At 46.6% G+C, this 15,901-nt stretch carries 11 protein-coding genes; 6 read left to right on the forward strand and 5 right to left on the reverse strand.

Annotation, left to right across the window (positions count from 1 at the left end; genetic code table 11):
- Positions 1 to 80: 80 nt before the first annotated feature.
- The 4 genes from Q4Q54_RS07130 (at position 81) to putA (ending at position 6,304) form a co-directional block, all read left to right on the forward strand.
- A complete protein-coding gene (locus Q4Q54_RS07130; RefSeq protein ID WP_105251552.1) occupies positions 81 to 761 on the forward strand; it encodes a TIGR00153 family protein in 681 nt (226 codons plus the stop codon).
- A 25-nt stretch (positions 762 to 786) separates the two neighbouring features.
- A complete protein-coding gene (locus Q4Q54_RS07135) occupies positions 787 to 2,076 on the forward strand; it encodes an inorganic phosphate transporter (protein ID WP_220592105.1) in 1,290 nt (429 codons plus the stop codon).
- 227 nt (positions 2,077 to 2,303) lie between these two features.
- Positions 2,304 to 2,852: a TIGR04211 family SH3 domain-containing protein gene (locus tag Q4Q54_RS07140; RefSeq protein WP_037391127.1), complete on the forward strand. Its 549-nt coding sequence runs from the start codon at positions 2,304 to 2,306 to the stop codon at positions 2,850 to 2,852.
- A 257-nt stretch (positions 2,853 to 3,109) separates the two neighbouring features.
- Positions 3,110 to 6,304, forward strand: coding sequence for a bifunctional proline dehydrogenase/L-glutamate gamma-semialdehyde dehydrogenase PutA (gene putA / locus Q4Q54_RS07145; protein WP_311988072.1), 3,195 nt, complete (start codon positions 3,110 to 3,112; stop codon positions 6,302 to 6,304).
- Positions 6,305 to 7,000: 696 nt separating this feature from the next.
- On the opposite strand, the gene Q4Q54_RS07150 is transcribed toward putA, so the two are convergent.
- Positions 7,001 to 7,864 (reverse strand): tetratricopeptide repeat protein, encoded by an 864-nt coding sequence (locus tag Q4Q54_RS07150; protein WP_311988073.1) that lies wholly within the window; start codon positions 7,862 to 7,864, stop codon positions 7,001 to 7,003.
- Positions 7,865 to 8,572: 708 nt separating this feature from the next.
- Here Q4Q54_RS07150 and Q4Q54_RS07155 point away from each other — a divergent pair.
- Together Q4Q54_RS07155 and Q4Q54_RS07160 are read left to right on the forward strand one after the other, a co-directional pair.
- Positions 8,573 to 9,316, forward strand: coding sequence for a DUF599 domain-containing protein (locus Q4Q54_RS07155; RefSeq protein WP_300481399.1), 744 nt, complete (start codon positions 8,573 to 8,575; stop codon positions 9,314 to 9,316).
- A gap of 93 nt (positions 9,317 to 9,409) precedes the next feature.
- Entirely contained in the window at positions 9,410 to 9,586 is a 177-nt protein-coding gene (locus tag Q4Q54_RS07160) for a helix-turn-helix domain-containing protein (RefSeq protein ID WP_311988074.1), read from the forward strand.
- A gap of 336 nt (positions 9,587 to 9,922) precedes the next feature.
- On the opposite strand, the gene cyaB is transcribed toward Q4Q54_RS07160, so the two are convergent.
- The 4 genes from cyaB to Q4Q54_RS07180 form a co-directional block, all read right to left on the reverse strand.
- Positions 9,923 to 10,510, reverse strand: coding sequence for a class IV adenylate cyclase (gene cyaB, locus Q4Q54_RS07165; protein ID WP_259483505.1), 588 nt, complete (start codon positions 10,508 to 10,510; stop codon positions 9,923 to 9,925).
- A gap of 93 nt (positions 10,511 to 10,603) precedes the next feature.
- Positions 10,604 to 12,355, reverse strand: coding sequence for a heme ABC transporter ATP-binding protein/permease CydC (cydC, locus tag Q4Q54_RS07170; RefSeq protein ID WP_311988075.1), 1,752 nt, complete (start codon positions 12,353 to 12,355; stop codon positions 10,604 to 10,606).
- Entirely contained in the window at positions 12,352 to 14,304 is a 1,953-nt protein-coding gene (gene cydD / locus Q4Q54_RS07175) for a heme ABC transporter permease/ATP-binding protein CydD (protein WP_311988076.1), read from the reverse strand. The genes cydC and cydD overlap by 4 nt, the downstream gene beginning before the upstream one ends.
- Positions 14,305 to 14,636: 332 nt before the next feature.
- Positions 14,637 to 15,683, reverse strand: coding sequence for a DUF3626 domain-containing protein (locus Q4Q54_RS07180; RefSeq protein ID WP_311988077.1), 1,047 nt, complete (start codon positions 15,681 to 15,683; stop codon positions 14,637 to 14,639).
- Between the last annotated feature and the right edge of the window lie 218 nt (positions 15,684 to 15,901).

Below are 15,901 nucleotides of genomic sequence, written 5' to 3' on the forward strand. Positions count from 1 at the left end.
ACAGTTTCAATACGCGGACGCATAGGTTAACATGCGCCCGCTTTTTCCAATAATGGAACAATCTAAATAGGTAAACGGCAATGCCAGTAAACTCTATTTTGGGCGTGTTTGCAAAATCGCCAATTAAGCCTCTTCAAGAGCACATGGACAAAGTACACGATTGCGCATCGTTACTCGTCCCCTTTTTCGAAGCCACTATCACAGGTAACTGGGACAGTGCAGTTCAATTACGTAAGCAAATTAGTTTAGCCGAGAAGCAAGCAGATTCACTGAAGCGTGAAATCCGCCTGACTCTGCCAAGCGGTTTGTTTATGCCAGTAGAACGTACAGATTTATTGGAACTTTTAACTCAACAAGACAAGATTGCCAACAAAGCAAAAGATATTTCTGGTCGTGTTATCGGCCGTCAGCTGTTAATCCCTCAGGTCATGCAAGTCCCTTTTATTGCTTATCTACAACGCTGTATCGATGCGGTAGCACTAGCAAAACAAGTCATTAATGAACTCGAAGATCTGTTAGAAACAGGTTTCCGTGGTCGTGAAGTCGACTTAGTGGCAAAAATGATCAACGAACTCGATATCATCGAAGAAGATACTGACGATCTACAAATTCAGTTACGCCGTCAGTTATTCGCCATGGAATCTGAATTGAATCCTGTCGATGTGATGTTCCTCTACAAAACGATTGAATGGGTCGGTGGTCTTGCAGATCTTGCCGAACGCGTCGGTTCACGTCTTGAGCTTATGCTGGCTCGCGTTTAACAAATAAGGTTATCAAGGTATCAATATGGTTGATGCAGGTATTGAGGTGGCTAACGTCTTAGTCACCAATGGCCCGTGGCTTATTGCCGTTGCGGCTGCATTTGGTTTTCTCATGGCATGGGGTATTGGCGCCAATGACGTTGCCAATGCGATGGGAACCTCTGTAGGTTCAAACGCAATTACGATCAAACAAGCGATTATTATCGCGATGATCTTTGAGTTTGCGGGCGCTTATTTAGCCGGTGGCGAAGTCACCAGCACGATCCGTAATGGGATCATTGATTCAAGCTACTTTACAAACACCCCAGAATTGCTGGTTTACGGCATGATAGGTTCGCTTTTAGCGGCAGGTATTTGGCTAGTGGTTGCGTCAGCTTTAGGTTGGCCAGTATCAACAACTCACTCTATCGTCGGTGCCATCATAGGTTTCGCGGCAGTCGGTGTCGGTACTGAATCGGTCGAATGGGGTAAAGTAGGCGGTATCGTAGGTTCTTGGGTGATTACCCCTGCAATCTCAGGCTTTATGGCTTTTATCATATTCCAAAGCGTACAAAAGCTTATTTTCAACACTGACGACCCATTGAGCAATGCTAAGCGTTATGTGCCTTTCTATATGGCATTCGCTGGCTTTATCATGTCGTTAGTGACCATTCTTAAGGGCTTATCCCATGTGGGTATTCACTTAAGTGGCGCAGAAGCTTACCTGTTAGCGGGCGCTATCGCAGTTGTGGTGGGTTTATTTGGTAAAGTGGCCATTTCACGTTTACAAATGAGTGATAAAAACGACCGTCAAACCCAGTTCAAAAACGTTGAAAAAGTGTTTGCGATCTTAATGGTACTGACGGCCTGTTGTATGGCTTTCGCCCATGGCTCAAACGACGTTGCCAACGCGATTGGTCCTTTAGCGGCGGTGGTTTCTGTCGTTAACAGCGGCGGTGAAATTGCATCAAAATCACCATTAGTCTGGTGGATTCTACCTTTAGGTGCCGTAGGTATCGTGATGGGTCTGGCTATTTTTGGTCAGCGCGTGATGCAAACCATAGGTAAAAACATCACTCACCTGACGCCAAGTCGTGGTTTTGCAGCTGAATTAGCAGCGGCTTCGACAGTGGTTATCGCATCGGGCACAGGCTTACCTATCTCTACCACTCAAACCTTAGTCGGTGCGGTATTAGGTGTGGGTATGGCCCGTGGTATCGCAGCGATTAACATTGGTGTGGTGCGTAATATCGTCGTATCTTGGGTTGTGACCCTACCTGCAGGCGCAGGCCTATCAATCATCTTCTTCTTTATGATTAAAGGTATCTTTAATTAAGAGGTTTCGCTAAATAAGTTACTGAAGTTAAGTAATATTAGCGCCTAGGACTAGAAGGTCTTAGGAAAGATAGAGTGAAATGGGAATGGTCATAGCATGGATGCAGTAAAGTTGAGGGAAGTCTATGACTTCCCTCTTGCATTACAGGCCTCAAATCCATAGCATGTGCAGACTATTTCGTTGATGAGAATACAAAAGTGTTTAGACTCCTGACTCTGGTAGGAATGATGTTACTGTCTTCCAACCTGCTGGCCGAAGGCCAATCCCGTTACATCTCGGATAACGTGTTCCTTTATCTTTTAGGTGGCCCAGGTACTGAGTTCCGAATTCTTGGATCAATTGAAGCCGGTCAACCTGTGACACTGCTCAACGAAACCCAAGGTGATTACTCTAAGATCATCGACCATAAAGGCCGCGAAGGTTGGGTGCAAACTAACCTAATCAGCTCGACTCAAAGTTTCCGTGAACAAGTGCCAGCGTTAACCACTGAGCTTGCACAAGCTAAAGCTAAACTAGCGGAAGTATTAAGTTCAACTGATAACCACGCCGACGAAGTGACCGAATTGAAGGCTAAGCTAAGCGAGTTAGAAACGAACCTCGCCAAAACCACTCAAGAACGTGATGAACTTAAAGTCGCGGTTGATCGCTCAGCCCAAGATGAGCGTTTTGAACTATGGCGCCAAGGCGGGTTAATTGCAGGTATGGGGTTAATCCTAGGCATTATTTTAGTGTATTTACCCAGACCACAACGTCGCAGTAAAAAACGTTGGATGTGAGTCTGACACACAAAAAGTCTTAATTTACCTTCCAAAAGCCAGTGTTTTCAAACACTGGCTTTTTTGTCAATCAAGCGTTACATCTACTTATTAACAAGCCAATCAAACAAGCTTCACAATCTTTCACGCTATAGTGTTGTCCGTCACATTTTGGTTGTATAATCGGCGCGCGCAAACCTTCATATTGTATACAAAATATCAAATGCGTTTGGCGCCTCCCAATTTGTTTCAACAATAGCGCCCCAATAACGGCCAAGATGGAAGCGATAACTATGTTCAAAGCGAGTGAAGTGCTGGCAGGCCGCTACGATTCTGCCAATCTCGACGAACTGTTCAAAGCGATCAGCGACAACTACATTGTCGATGAAGAACAATACTTGTCAGAGTTGATCCAACTAGTTCCCTCCAGTGATGAAGCCATAGAGCGCGTCACTCGTCGTGCCCACGAACTGGTTAACAAGGTTCGTCAATTCGATAAAAAAGGTCTGATGGTTGGCATAGATGCCTTCCTGCAACAGTACAGCTTAGAAACACAGGAAGGCATTATCCTGATGTGTTTAGCCGAAGCGCTGCTGCGTATTCCTGATGCGGCCACTGCCGATGCACTGATTGAAGACAAGCTTTCAGGTGCTAAGTGGGATGAGCACATGAGTAAGAGTGATTCTGTACTCGTTAACGCATCGACCTGGGGCCTTATGCTCACAGGTAAGATTGTTAAACTCGATAAAAAAATCGATGGCACCCCAAGCAACTTACTGAGCCGCTTAGTTAATCGCCTCGGCGAGCCAGTGATCCGCCAAGCCATGATGGCCGCGATGAAGATCATGGGTAAGCAGTTCGTACTGGGCCGCAACATGAAAGAAGCCCTGAAGAACAGCGAAGACAAGCGTAAGTTAGGCTATACCCATTCCTACGACATGCTGGGTGAAGCAGCATTAACGCGCAAAGATGCCGAAAAATACTATACCGATTACGCCAATGCGATAACCGAGCTCGGTGCTCAAAGCTATAACGAAAATGAATCACCGCGCCCAACGATCTCAATCAAGCTATCGGCATTGCACCCACGTTACGAAGTGGCCAATGAAGACCGCGTTTTAACTGAACTGTACGACACAGTTATCCGCCTGATAAAACTGGCTCGTGGCTTAAATATCGGTATTTCTATTGATGCTGAAGAAGTCGATCGCCTCGAATTATCACTGAAACTGTTCCAAAAACTGTTTAATTCAGATGCAGCAAAAGGCTGGGGATTACTCGGCATAGTCGTGCAGGCTTACTCTAAGCGTGCCCTGCCCGTACTGGTTTGGTTAACGCGTCTTGCCAAAGAGCAAGGCGATGAAATCCCCTTACGTCTGGTAAAAGGCGCCTATTGGGATAGCGAACTGAAATGGGCGCAACAAGCGGGCGAAGCCGCTTACCCACTCTACACTCGCAAAGCTGGTACTGACGTGTCTTACCTCGCCTGCGCCCGCTACTTGCTATCGGATGCAACTCGCGGCGCTATCTACCCACAATTTGCTAGCCATAATGCGCAAACTGTGGCGGCGATTTCCGATATGGCAGGCGATCGTCACCATGAATTCCAACGCTTACACGGCATGGGACAAGAGCTGTACGACACTATTCTGTCGGAAGCTGGCGCCAAATCGGTACGTATTTATGCGCCTATCGGTGCCCATAAGGATCTGCTGCCCTACTTAGTGCGCCGTCTGCTGGAAAACGGCGCTAACACTTCGTTCGTCCATAAACTGGTCGACCCTAAAACCCCAATCGAGTCTTTAGTGGTTCACCCACTCAAAACCCTGACGGGCTATAAAACCCTGGCTAACAACAAAATCGTTTTACCTACCGATATTTTCGGTAGCGATCGTAAAAATTCCAAGGGACTCAATATGAACATTATTTCCGAATCTGAGCCGTTTTTCGCAGCTTTAGAACAATTTAAAAATACCCAATGGCAAGCAGGTCCTCTGGTTAACGGTAAAACTTTAACTGGCGAACATAAAACGGTTGTTAGCCCATTCGATACCACTCAAACCGTGGGTCAAGTGGCCTTTGCCGATGATGCGGCCATAGAACAAGCACTGGCATCCGCCGAAACGGCATTTGCCTCTTGGGCACGTACGCCAGTTGAAACCCGTGCATCAGCACTGCAAAAGCTAGCGGATTTATTAGAAGAAAACCGTGAAGAATTGATTGCACTTTGTACCCGTGAAGCGGGCAAGAGCATTCAAGACGGTATCGACGAAGTCCGTGAAGCCGTTGATTTCTGTCGTTACTACGCAGTACAAGCCAAGAAGATGATGGCGAAGCCTGAACTGCTTCCTGGTCCAACGGGAGAGCTAAACGAACTCTTCCTCCAAGGCCGCGGCGTGTTCGTGTGTATCAGCCCATGGAACTTCCCACTGGCTATCTTCTTAGGTCAAGTGTCAGCGGCATTAGCGGCGGGTAACACAGTTATCGCAAAACCCGCAGAGCAAACCTCGATTATTGGTTATCGTGCAGTACAACTTGCTCACCAAGCAGGTATTCCTGTCGAAGTGCTGCAATTCCTACCAGGTACAGGTGCGACTGTCGGTAGCGCAATTACAGCCGATGAACGTATCGGCGGCGTATGCTTTACCGGTTCAACTGGCACAGCAAAACTGATTAACCGTACCCTGGCCAACCGTGATGGCGCGATTATTCCTTTAATCGCCGAAACTGGCGGTCAAAATGCCATGGTAGTGGACTCAACGTCGCAACCTGAGCAAGTGGTTAACGATGTGGTTTCATCGTCATTCACTAGCGCAGGTCAACGCTGTTCAGCACTGCGCGTACTTTTCCTCCAAGAAGACATCGCCGATCGCGTGATCGAAGTGCTGCAAGGCGCAATGGATGAATTAGTAATTGGCAACCCAAGCTCAGTGAAAACTGACGTAGGCCCAGTGATTGATGCTACCGCCAAAGCCAACTTAGATGCGCACATCGACCACATCAAGCAAGTCGGTAAGCTTATCAAGCAAATGCCGCTGCCTGCTGGCACTGAAAACGGCCACTTTGTGTCGCCAACGGCGGTTGAAATCGATTCGATTAAAGTGCTTGAGAAAGAACACTTTGGCCCAATCCTGCACATTATCCGCTACAAGGCATCTGAACTTGCCCACGTGATCAACGAGATCAACAGCACAGGCTTTGGTTTAACCTTAGGTATCCACAGCCGTAACGAAGGCCATGCCCTTGAAGTTGCAGATAAAGTGAACGTGGGTAACGTGTATATCAACCGTAACCAAATCGGCGCTGTAGTGGGTGTACAGCCTTTCGGTGGTCAAGGCCTGTCAGGCACAGGTCCTAAAGCCGGTGGCCCACACTACTTAACCCGTTTTGTGACTGAAAAGACTCGCACCAACAACATCACCGCCATAGGTGGTAACGCCACGTTGCTGTCACTGGGTGATAGCGAAGAATAATATCGCTCACCAGTGAGTATTAAACAAAAGCCAGACTGAGTCTGGCTTTTTTATTGGGCAGCGAATGCTTATCCCCAAATTCAATTCGAGAAATGAACACAGGAATCAGTGGCTTCCCCATCATTTTTTAGAGAGAGCTTTTAGAGACCTGAGCATTGTGGGAGTCTTCGCATTTGCCATTTGAGTTTGTTAATTAAAATCAAAGTCGTGGGGCTTCACCCCTTAATTTTTAATAAAAAGTCGACCAAGGAGGACTGCTCGTCCTATCTTCCTTGCTATTGTTTTCACTAGCAGCCAAGACGCCCCTTGCGAAGTTACATGCATTTAATACTGGCTTCGTGCTTATTCGAAAATCGCTAACGCTTCCGATGGTATATCCTCTTTCCGTTCAACAGAGAGTCCGAAAGCTAGCGAGGCATCCATGCCTCGCTCACGCGATTTTCTTCGACACCCTTCAGCAACTTCGCAGGGGAAGGTGAACTTCTGAGATTACAGTGCTAACTGTTAATCTGAAAAAAGTTCTGCCTGTCCTTCTTTGTGAGCATTGGCCTTGCTATGCCCGAGGTGACCATATGTCTTGATAAATTACAAATTATCTCGTTAATTCCTGAGCATACCTGTCGCTAAATTTAACAATGGATGTCCCAATAAAGTTTCACGGGATACTTTTCTGCCCTGACTTATTAGTTACTTAATTTATAGTTTTTTGGAGCTTTTGTCTGAATCATGTTTCGATTTATTGTTAGTTATTTCCTTATGCCAAATCTCAATTTCGTTCTTTGACTTAAGTATTTCTTCATCTGATAACAAACTTTGAACGTGAGGCAAGTATTTATCGACAGCAGAATTTCCTAGTTCTTTCGATACAATTAGAAGGCTATAGGCTTGCAATATGTCTTTCTTGACGCCCAACCCCCTATAAAAATGATTGGCTAGCCTTTGGGCAGCTAAGGCATTGCCGTTTAATAATGCACGTTTGCAATACTCAAAAGATTTTCCGTAATTGATTTCCGTACCCCAGCCATTTTGATAATAATCACAGACTTTGCGTTGCTCTGTATCGTCGCCTTGCGCAGAAGCTGCCAAATGCCATTTAAGAGCTTTTTCATAATTTATTTCAACGCCTTCACCCGTTTCATACGCAGATGCTAAAAATATTTGTGAAGGACGATCTCCTAAACTAGCTCCGGAGGAAAAAGCTTCAAATGCTTGTATGAAATCATTATTCCCCGTTATTACGCCATCTTTATGCATAATACCAAGATGAAAATATGCATTACCTACATCATGTTTTGCTGCAAAGGAAAAGTACTCAAATGCTGTTTGGTAGTTCTGTTCGACTCCTTTCCCATATAAGTAAAAGACCCCTAGAGCTGATGCACATTTTGGTTGGTTTTCTGCACAGATTTTTAAGTCGTTCATGTCAATTTTATTTGAGATAACTTCAACATTAGGAGGAGTAAAAGATATATTTTTAGTCGAAGTATCTGTTGAGCTTTTGGCTTCAACAAGACCAGTAACTGTGGTTAAGGAGATCATAAAAATAAAAGACTTAAGCATATTGGTTCCTTCCGTATGGTCTAGATGATCTTGTTACAGTGGTTATTATAATAAGTCATTTGGCAGATACGATATTAGCATACATATCTTTATCATTTAAGGTAAAGAGCCAGATACGGTTTATGAAGAGGTAAGGGAATTTATTAAGAAACTCATGAAAAATTTAATGTGTCACCCATTTTTAAATGTCCAGTTATTAATAACTCAATTTCGGGCTTATAAATGGTTAGGGTAATTGAGCATTGCCATAATTGACCATTCGCAGCATGATAACTAGTCTTTTGAACCAGCAGATTACGCTGATTTTCAAAAGGCAAACCATGGTAATGGGCGAGACGACCGTCCGCCCCATGGATGGGGCGGTCGAGCATCCACGGACGGACTCGCTGCGTGTCGGTGAGCGAATGCAATGGCGAGCCTCTGTCGGATGATGTCATATGGCGACAAAGCTTTACTCGCTCAGCACACTGCTCCAAGACGCTACCCCAACGCACTTTTCTAACTAACTTACCTCACCAGAATTTTCCCCAAAACTGAGCCTCACTAAGCAAGAGGCTTCAAAACCAATGTGAGCGGCTTCAAATTGTGAATAGGATGGATTTCAAAGTGATACTAGGGGATTGCGCATAAGAGATACAAACCTTCATAATCAGCCTTCAATCGATTGATTAATTTTCACTTTATCAAGGTCACTTTCTCAAGGTAGCTATGACATTTTCGTTGTTAGATATTTCTGCATTGGTGTGGTTTATCGTTTCTTGGGCTGGCTATACCGCCTTTGCCAGGCGTAAGGCGAAAGATACCGACTGTATTGCCCGTGGTCTGCATAAGCATAGAATTTACTGGATGCTTGAGGTGATGACCCGCGGCGTGCGCGTGGGTGATGCGGCGCTGCTGGCCAACTTAGAACGCAATATTGCCTTTTTTGCCTCGACAACCCTGTTTGTGCTCGCGGGTGTGCTGACCTTATTTGCACAAGTTGAGCGACTAGAAAGTGTGATTGCGACGATTCCCTTCGCAACGCCACCGAATCATGCGTTGGTGCAAGTCAAACTCGCACTGTTAGTCGGTATTTTTGTGATGGCCTTCTTCCAGTTTACTTGGTCGATGCGCCAATACGGTTTTGTGAACGTGATGATAGGCGCGGGTCCTTTAGACAGCGATGGCTCAAACGACAATCTCAAAGCCTACGCAAGGCAGATGGCGACGGTACAAGATCAAGCGGCGCACTCCTATAACTATGGCTTACGCGCCTATTACTTTTCGATGGCAGTATTGTGCTGGTTTGTGCACCCGATACTCTTTATCTCAGCGAGCTTATTTGTGGTCGCGACCTTATATCGCCGCGAGTTTAAGTCCCGCGCGGTTCTGGCGATAACTGCGGCAAAAGGGCATCTGCAAATAGAGAGTCAAGTGCGGGAAACGGCACGCAACCACAAAATAGAGTCATAACCTTAGCGGTTTAGGTCGCAGGTATCATCTTGGTTGAAATTATTGTTCTATACTCTTTGGGTTATGTTTCTATTGAAATACTGGGAGAGTGCTATGAGCGATAACTTATTAACCTTAGATGAAGTGTGCGAAATGTTAGATAAAACACCTGCGACCATCAAACGTTTCGCTCGGGAGAATTTACTCTCGAGTGTTCAAGATGGTGACGAATTGAAATTTCCTGAAGCGGAAGTGAAACGCTATCTCGCCTTTTCACAACGCTTAGGCTAAAACGCATTTGGCAATTAACGGCAAATAAAGCGGGGTAACCGCAGCTTAAATCGTTTGATTTTGAGTTTAAGTTTGTGAAAGTGGCTTGAATGTAAATGCGATGCTTAAGTTTAAATACAAGGCTTAAGTTTAAGTCGTCGATAGCGAGTTAAAACAAACCTTGAATGCGATATGGACAGTGACGCTCAAAGGGATTTGAACTAAGCCATAGCGGTTTGTTGCGAGGGATTGCTTAGCCGGATTTAGCATCCGGCCATTAAACTTACACCGCTAAACTTTAAACTATTAAACGTTAAGCAATGAATTTTAAGCTTTAAATCCAACAAGATTGAACCATCACTGATCATTTAAAGCCTGCTGCAACTGCCGATAGGATAACAACTCCCGCTGCGTTTCACTTAAACCCAAATCGGCGGCGAGTTGTTGTAATTGCGCTTCATACTTAGGCAACAAGGTTTCATCGTTAGTCATAATCGCAAGCTCGGCAAAATCCCCTAAGCCTTCGAGATGATCGATTGTTAGATGAAATTCACCGAGAAAATAGATACTGCGGCGCTTTTTAATTTCCAGTACGCACTCATAACCTAAGGTATGCAACATACTCTTTGCCTTGGTCACTTCGGTGATATTAACGGCTTCACAGCGGTCTTTTTCCGGTCCTTTCACTATCCACAACATAATCCCCGATGGCTGCATCTCACGGATACACAAACTCTTGTGTTCGCCTTTAAGTGATTGCGATGGCAGATCAAAGTAACAGTCATGCTCAAGATTATCTTCGAGCATGATCTCAGGATTTCTCATCTGCAAGGCAGCGAAAAAAGCGTGGCGGTCCAATAAGCGATATTTAAGCTCGACCTCAAACTTACCATTAAAATGGGCATTGATTTGTGGGGCTAATGCTTCTGGCATCGCAGGGTTCATCGATTTATATCCGCTTTTAATGGGTAAAATATATCGCTATTCATCATATTGAACGTCAAAGGTTTGAGCGTTAAAGGCTTGAATACAGGAGGCTTAAGCGAGTCTTTGGTATAAGGCCTGATACTCTGCACAGTTTTCAATTAAGCTCTGGTGAGTGCCAGACGCAATAATCTTACCCTGGCCGAGTAGATGAATGTGATCCATCTTAGCCATAGCAGTTAAACGATGGCTAATCATCAGCAAGGTTTTATCCTGAGCAAATTCAAACAGTAAACTTAAAATCTCTCGCTCGGTGCGCTTATCAAGCCCTTCGGTTGGTTCATCGAGCAATAGCAGCGGCGCATCACGCAGCAGCGCTCTTGCAACACCAATTCGGCGCTGCTCGCCGCCCGAAAGCTGACGTCCACCTTCACCTATCCACATATCCAGCGGTTTATCACCCGTGAGTAAAGCGCCAAGTCCGACCCGCTGTAACACATCAATCAAGCGTGCGTCGTGGGCCGTGCGTTTCTCACCTTCGATAACAGGTAGCGCTAATACTAAATTTTCCCGCAAGGTGCCCGCAAACAAATAGATGCGTTGGCTAATCACAGTTATCGCATCCCTAAGGCCGCGCTCGCTGTAATCTGAAAGAGGAAGACCATCGAGCTTGATGTGCCCTTGCTGCGCTTGCCATTCGCGGGTAATCAGCGCCAGTAAACTCGACTTACCGCAACCCGTTGGCCCAAGTAACGCGACTTTTTGCCCCGCTTTTATCTCAAGGGACAAACCTTGCAGCACGTGTTGATCGTCTCGATAACCAAAGTGGATATCTTCAATCTGCAATGCGCCAGATTTTGCCCTCAGGCCAGTATCGGCAACAAATTGAATATCGGCCTCTTGTTCAGTGATTTCATTAATCCGTGTCGCCGCCAATACGCAGCCAGACAAATGCTGAAACGCGCCCGCAATCGGCATCATCATCTCAACGCAGGCCATAGTGGCAAACACCATAAGCGCAAACATGGGGCCCGGCGGCACAGCATCACCCACACCTTGAGCGGCTAAATACAGCATCATGATCAAGGCTGAGCCAGTGGAGAGGATCAACATGGCTTGGCTGAGCGCAGTGATATTGGCCATCGCACTTTGGCTGCGAAACAGCTCTGTCTGCGCATCATTCAGTTTTTGCCTGAACCTATCGTTGGCGCCAAATAGGCTGAGTTCGGCTTGGCCTTGCAGCATATCTAACAACTGCACCCGATAATGACGCTTGGTTTCGAGCATAGTCCGGCTCGGCGCGTGTCCAAGGCGATAAAATAGCAGTGGCATCACCAGCCAAATGGCGACTAAAAACAGGCAAAGACTGAGGGCAAGTTTGGCATCGAACCATGCGAGAAATAGATACAAGAGCCCAGTCATCAGCAGTGATGCCGCCATAGGCGTGAGCAGTCGCAGATATAGATGATCTAGGGTATCGATATCGGCAACTAAGCGGTTGAGCATGTCGCCACGGCGTAGCCCCTGCAGATTTTTAGCACTGAGCGGCAAGAGTTTACGCCACGCCCAAACGCGAAGCTCAGTCAGCAACTTAAAGGTCGCCTCATGGGTCGCTAAACGCTCGCCATAACGACTGGCAGTACGGGCAATCGATAAAAAACGCACGCCGCCCGCAGGAGTAAAAAAGTTAAAGGACTGGGCCGTAACTATCGTCAAACCCGCGACCGCGGTAGCAGAAAGAAACCAGCCCGAAAGTGACAGTAAACCTATACCTGCCATTAAGGTAATAATGGTCAGCAGCAAGCCCACGGACATCATCAGCCATTGGCGCGAGAACAATCGAATAAAGGGGATTAGCACTTTCATTGGGCCTCTCCTTTAGCGGGCTCGGCGGCAATATCGACCGGAGTATCACTATCAAGCTGCGTATCACTGCCACTGACCGATAACGGTACAAGTTCAATATCCGCCACGGACTCAACATTTTCACGCAGTAAAGTTTGGAATAAGCCGTTTGTGTCAGACAAAGTGGTGTAATCGCCCCGCTGCACTATCAAGCCTTTATCGAGCACAAGAATAGTATCCATTTGATCTAACTGATCTAATCTGTGGGTCACCATAATGCACATCTTACCCGCCATGGCGCGATTCAGCGCAGAACTCACCGCCTGCTCACTCTGGCTATCTAAACTGGCTGTGGGTTCATCAAGGACAAACAAACTCGCCTTTTGCCCAAGCGCCCTTGCTAAGGCAATACGTTGAGCTTGGCCAACGGATAAACCGGAGGATTGTTCACCGACTGGGGCATCTAAACCCAATGGCTGCGCCTTAACGAAGTCGCTGATATTGGCCTCTGCCAGTAAGTGCCACAGTCTATCATCGGGCAGAGTGGGGTCGGCTAAGGCAACGTTATCCCGCACAGTGCCGTGAAATAACTGCGGTTCCTGTCCAAGCCAAGCTAAGTGCTGTCGCCAATGGGCTAAGTCTAATGCGGATAACTCATGGCCATTAATCAACAAATGGCCCTTGTAAGGTAAAAATCCCAATAAGGCGTTGAGTAAACTGGTTTTCCCCGCGCCGCTCGGACCCACTAAGGCTAAGCGTTCACCCTCTTTTAACTCAAAACTCAGTGGACCAAGTAAACGCGTACCATCAACACTGAACACCTCAAGATTGTCGGCACTCAGCGTCTCTATGCTATTGATACGCACTTGGCCGACAAACTCAGGTTCCGGATGTTCGAGCAAGGTAATCAAGGCTTCTGCCGCGCCTATAGCCTGCGCCTTAGCATGGTAATGAGTCCCCATGTCGCGCAGCGGTTGATAAAACTCAGGGGCTAAAATCAGAATAAATAGCCCAGTAAATAAGCTGAAAGGAATACCGCCCATGTCAGGATCTGTACTCGAGCTGATATTGGCATGGGCGCCATAATAGCCAAAATCTAAGTGACCTAAGTAACTGAAACCAAAGTAAACCGCCAATACTGCAATCGATACCGCGGCAAAAAACTCTAATACCGCCGAGCTTAAAAAAGCCATCCGCAGTACCGACATAGTGCGACTACGGAACTCTTCCGAAGCAGTGGCGATTACCTTTAGCTCAGCATCACCACGGTGGAAGAGTTTCAAGGTGCTTAAGCCTTTTAATCTATCCATAAAGTGGCCGCTCAATCTTGCAAGCGCACTGAAATTCTTGCGATTGGCATCGGCAGCGCCCATGCCAACTAAGATCATAAACATAGGGATTAACGGCGCTGTGAGTAACAGAATTAATCCTGCCGCCCAGTTAATCGGGAAAACCGCCGCTAAGATGAGTACGGGAATAAAACCAGCAAGGCTGATTTGCGGGAGGTATCGGGCATAAAAGTCTTGTAAATCTTCGACTTGCTCTAACACTATGCTTGCCCAACTGCCTGCGGGTTTATCTTTAATAAACGCCGGACCTAGCTTAGTCAACTTGTCTATTACTGCCGCGCGAATATGACCACGTAGACGCTTACCCGCCTCAAAACTGGCGCGTTCACGTCCATAAGCCAGCAAGGCGCGCAGTAACATCAAGGCAATTAACGCAATAAAATGTGGAGTATAAGTATCAATACTCACGCTGGAACTGACCATTTGGGCATTGTCAGTTAGCGGTACGACTTGCTGCCCCATGATCACGCCATCCAGAATCGTCGCGATAATATAAGCCTGCGCGACCATAGCGACGGCGCTTATCATCCCAAGCCATAACGACAATTTAAGGAACAAGCCACAGGCTTTTTTCTGGGCTTTAAGCCAAACAAGCAGGGATTTTTCTAACGACTTATCCATGGTGCTCCAACAAGAAAACAATTAAGCGACTCGTAACGGGGATCGGCTATCGATAACACTCAGTTTAAGGGGGCTTGCAACGGCTAAAAAGTTCCGATAGGGACGCAGTATCGCAGGCATCTAAAACAGATGAAACCCTATCACAGACTTTTGCTAGCGGACTCACAAAAACGAGCTAAAGATAAACAAATCCCTGAGTTAACGGAACTTTCCCTAGCACTAGCCTGTTTGGGAAAACTTAAAGTATTTAACCCTGCTCAGTAAATCGCAGCAGTCAGTATTCAAAAAGCCACAAGCAAACCTTAAGTTAGCTCGTTGTTTATATTAAAGACTTACTGCACTGAGCCGTATTTCACTAACACATGCCAGAGCAACTTAAGTTCGTGGGCGACTTGGGCACGGTTACCGCGTTCGCGCCAATGCTGGGGTGAATGATATAAATCCCGCGCGGCCACACCTATCGCATACGCATCGACTCTGTCTTCTATGGCGATACGATTAGCGAGCGATGGCATAGTCGGCCCGCGAAAATCGCTTGGGATCTGCGCCGTATGTAGGCTAAAACCATCATGATATTGCAGCTCGATATCATATCTGTCGCAAATCTTGCTTAAGCTGGCGCCAATATCAGTGCCTTTAAAACTTGGATCGGCCACCAGCATGGCGATATCTTCATCGAGGGAAACATCGCCATGGATCTGCGCCTCGATATAATGGTCAAGATTATTCGATAACGGCCGCTCAAAACGTGACAGCAAGGAAGCATTGAGCTGATGCCCCAAATAATGAATCACATTCAACGGCTTAAAGTCGGATTTGCCTAAGGCATAGTGACGCTCAAAACTCTCGGTCAGCAGCGCCGCTAACACATCATCAAAGCATGATAGCGTGCCCTTCTCTTTCGGATTGCGGTACGAGTCGAGATAACAAAAGGTTGAACGTGCCATCACACTGGCGTGGGTCAGCAAATAGCAGCTACCAAAACGCGGCGCGGGACCGTCCTGCCACATGCCCAGATCGAGTGCGCCATATTTAGGCCGAGATTTAGTGCCCTTGTATACATCACCAAATAGCTGATTTTCCCAGTGATCCCGTGGACCGCCTAATTCAGGGGATAACTGACCGTTGGAAATATGGGTCTCAAACTGACTGCGGTATTGACCATCACGCAGCAAACCTTCGGCCACTGTCATACCACGGCTGTCGATTCTATCGGGGTGAAAATGCAGCGCAATTCGGCCGCAGTTGAGTAATTGTTTGAGGGCGAGTTGCATCTCATGCATGGGGATGTTCGACATCTGCTGCACATTTTTAATCACAGCGACGGCCTGTTCACTGCGACCTCGGGCAAGGCGTTCAATATGCTGTATCGCTGTCATAGTCCACCTATAAATGAGAGGCGTTTAACCGTTTCCCGCGTTGGCTCATCCTAAAATAAACACAAGAGTAATCGCAAGCATGCAGAGAATAGATATTGATGAATTCTACTCCTATCGCCTTGAGTTTATACCACTCAAATTAATCTAGCGTGATCTACCGCTAACTCACTCTAATTTTTAGATAAAAAGTGCCGACGAGTTAACTTTAAACCGGCCTG

It is taken from the genome of Shewanella sp. SP2S2-4 (assembly GCF_031932025.1).
GTDB classification, from domain to species: Bacteria; Pseudomonadota; Gammaproteobacteria; order Enterobacterales; family Shewanellaceae; genus Shewanella; species Shewanella baltica.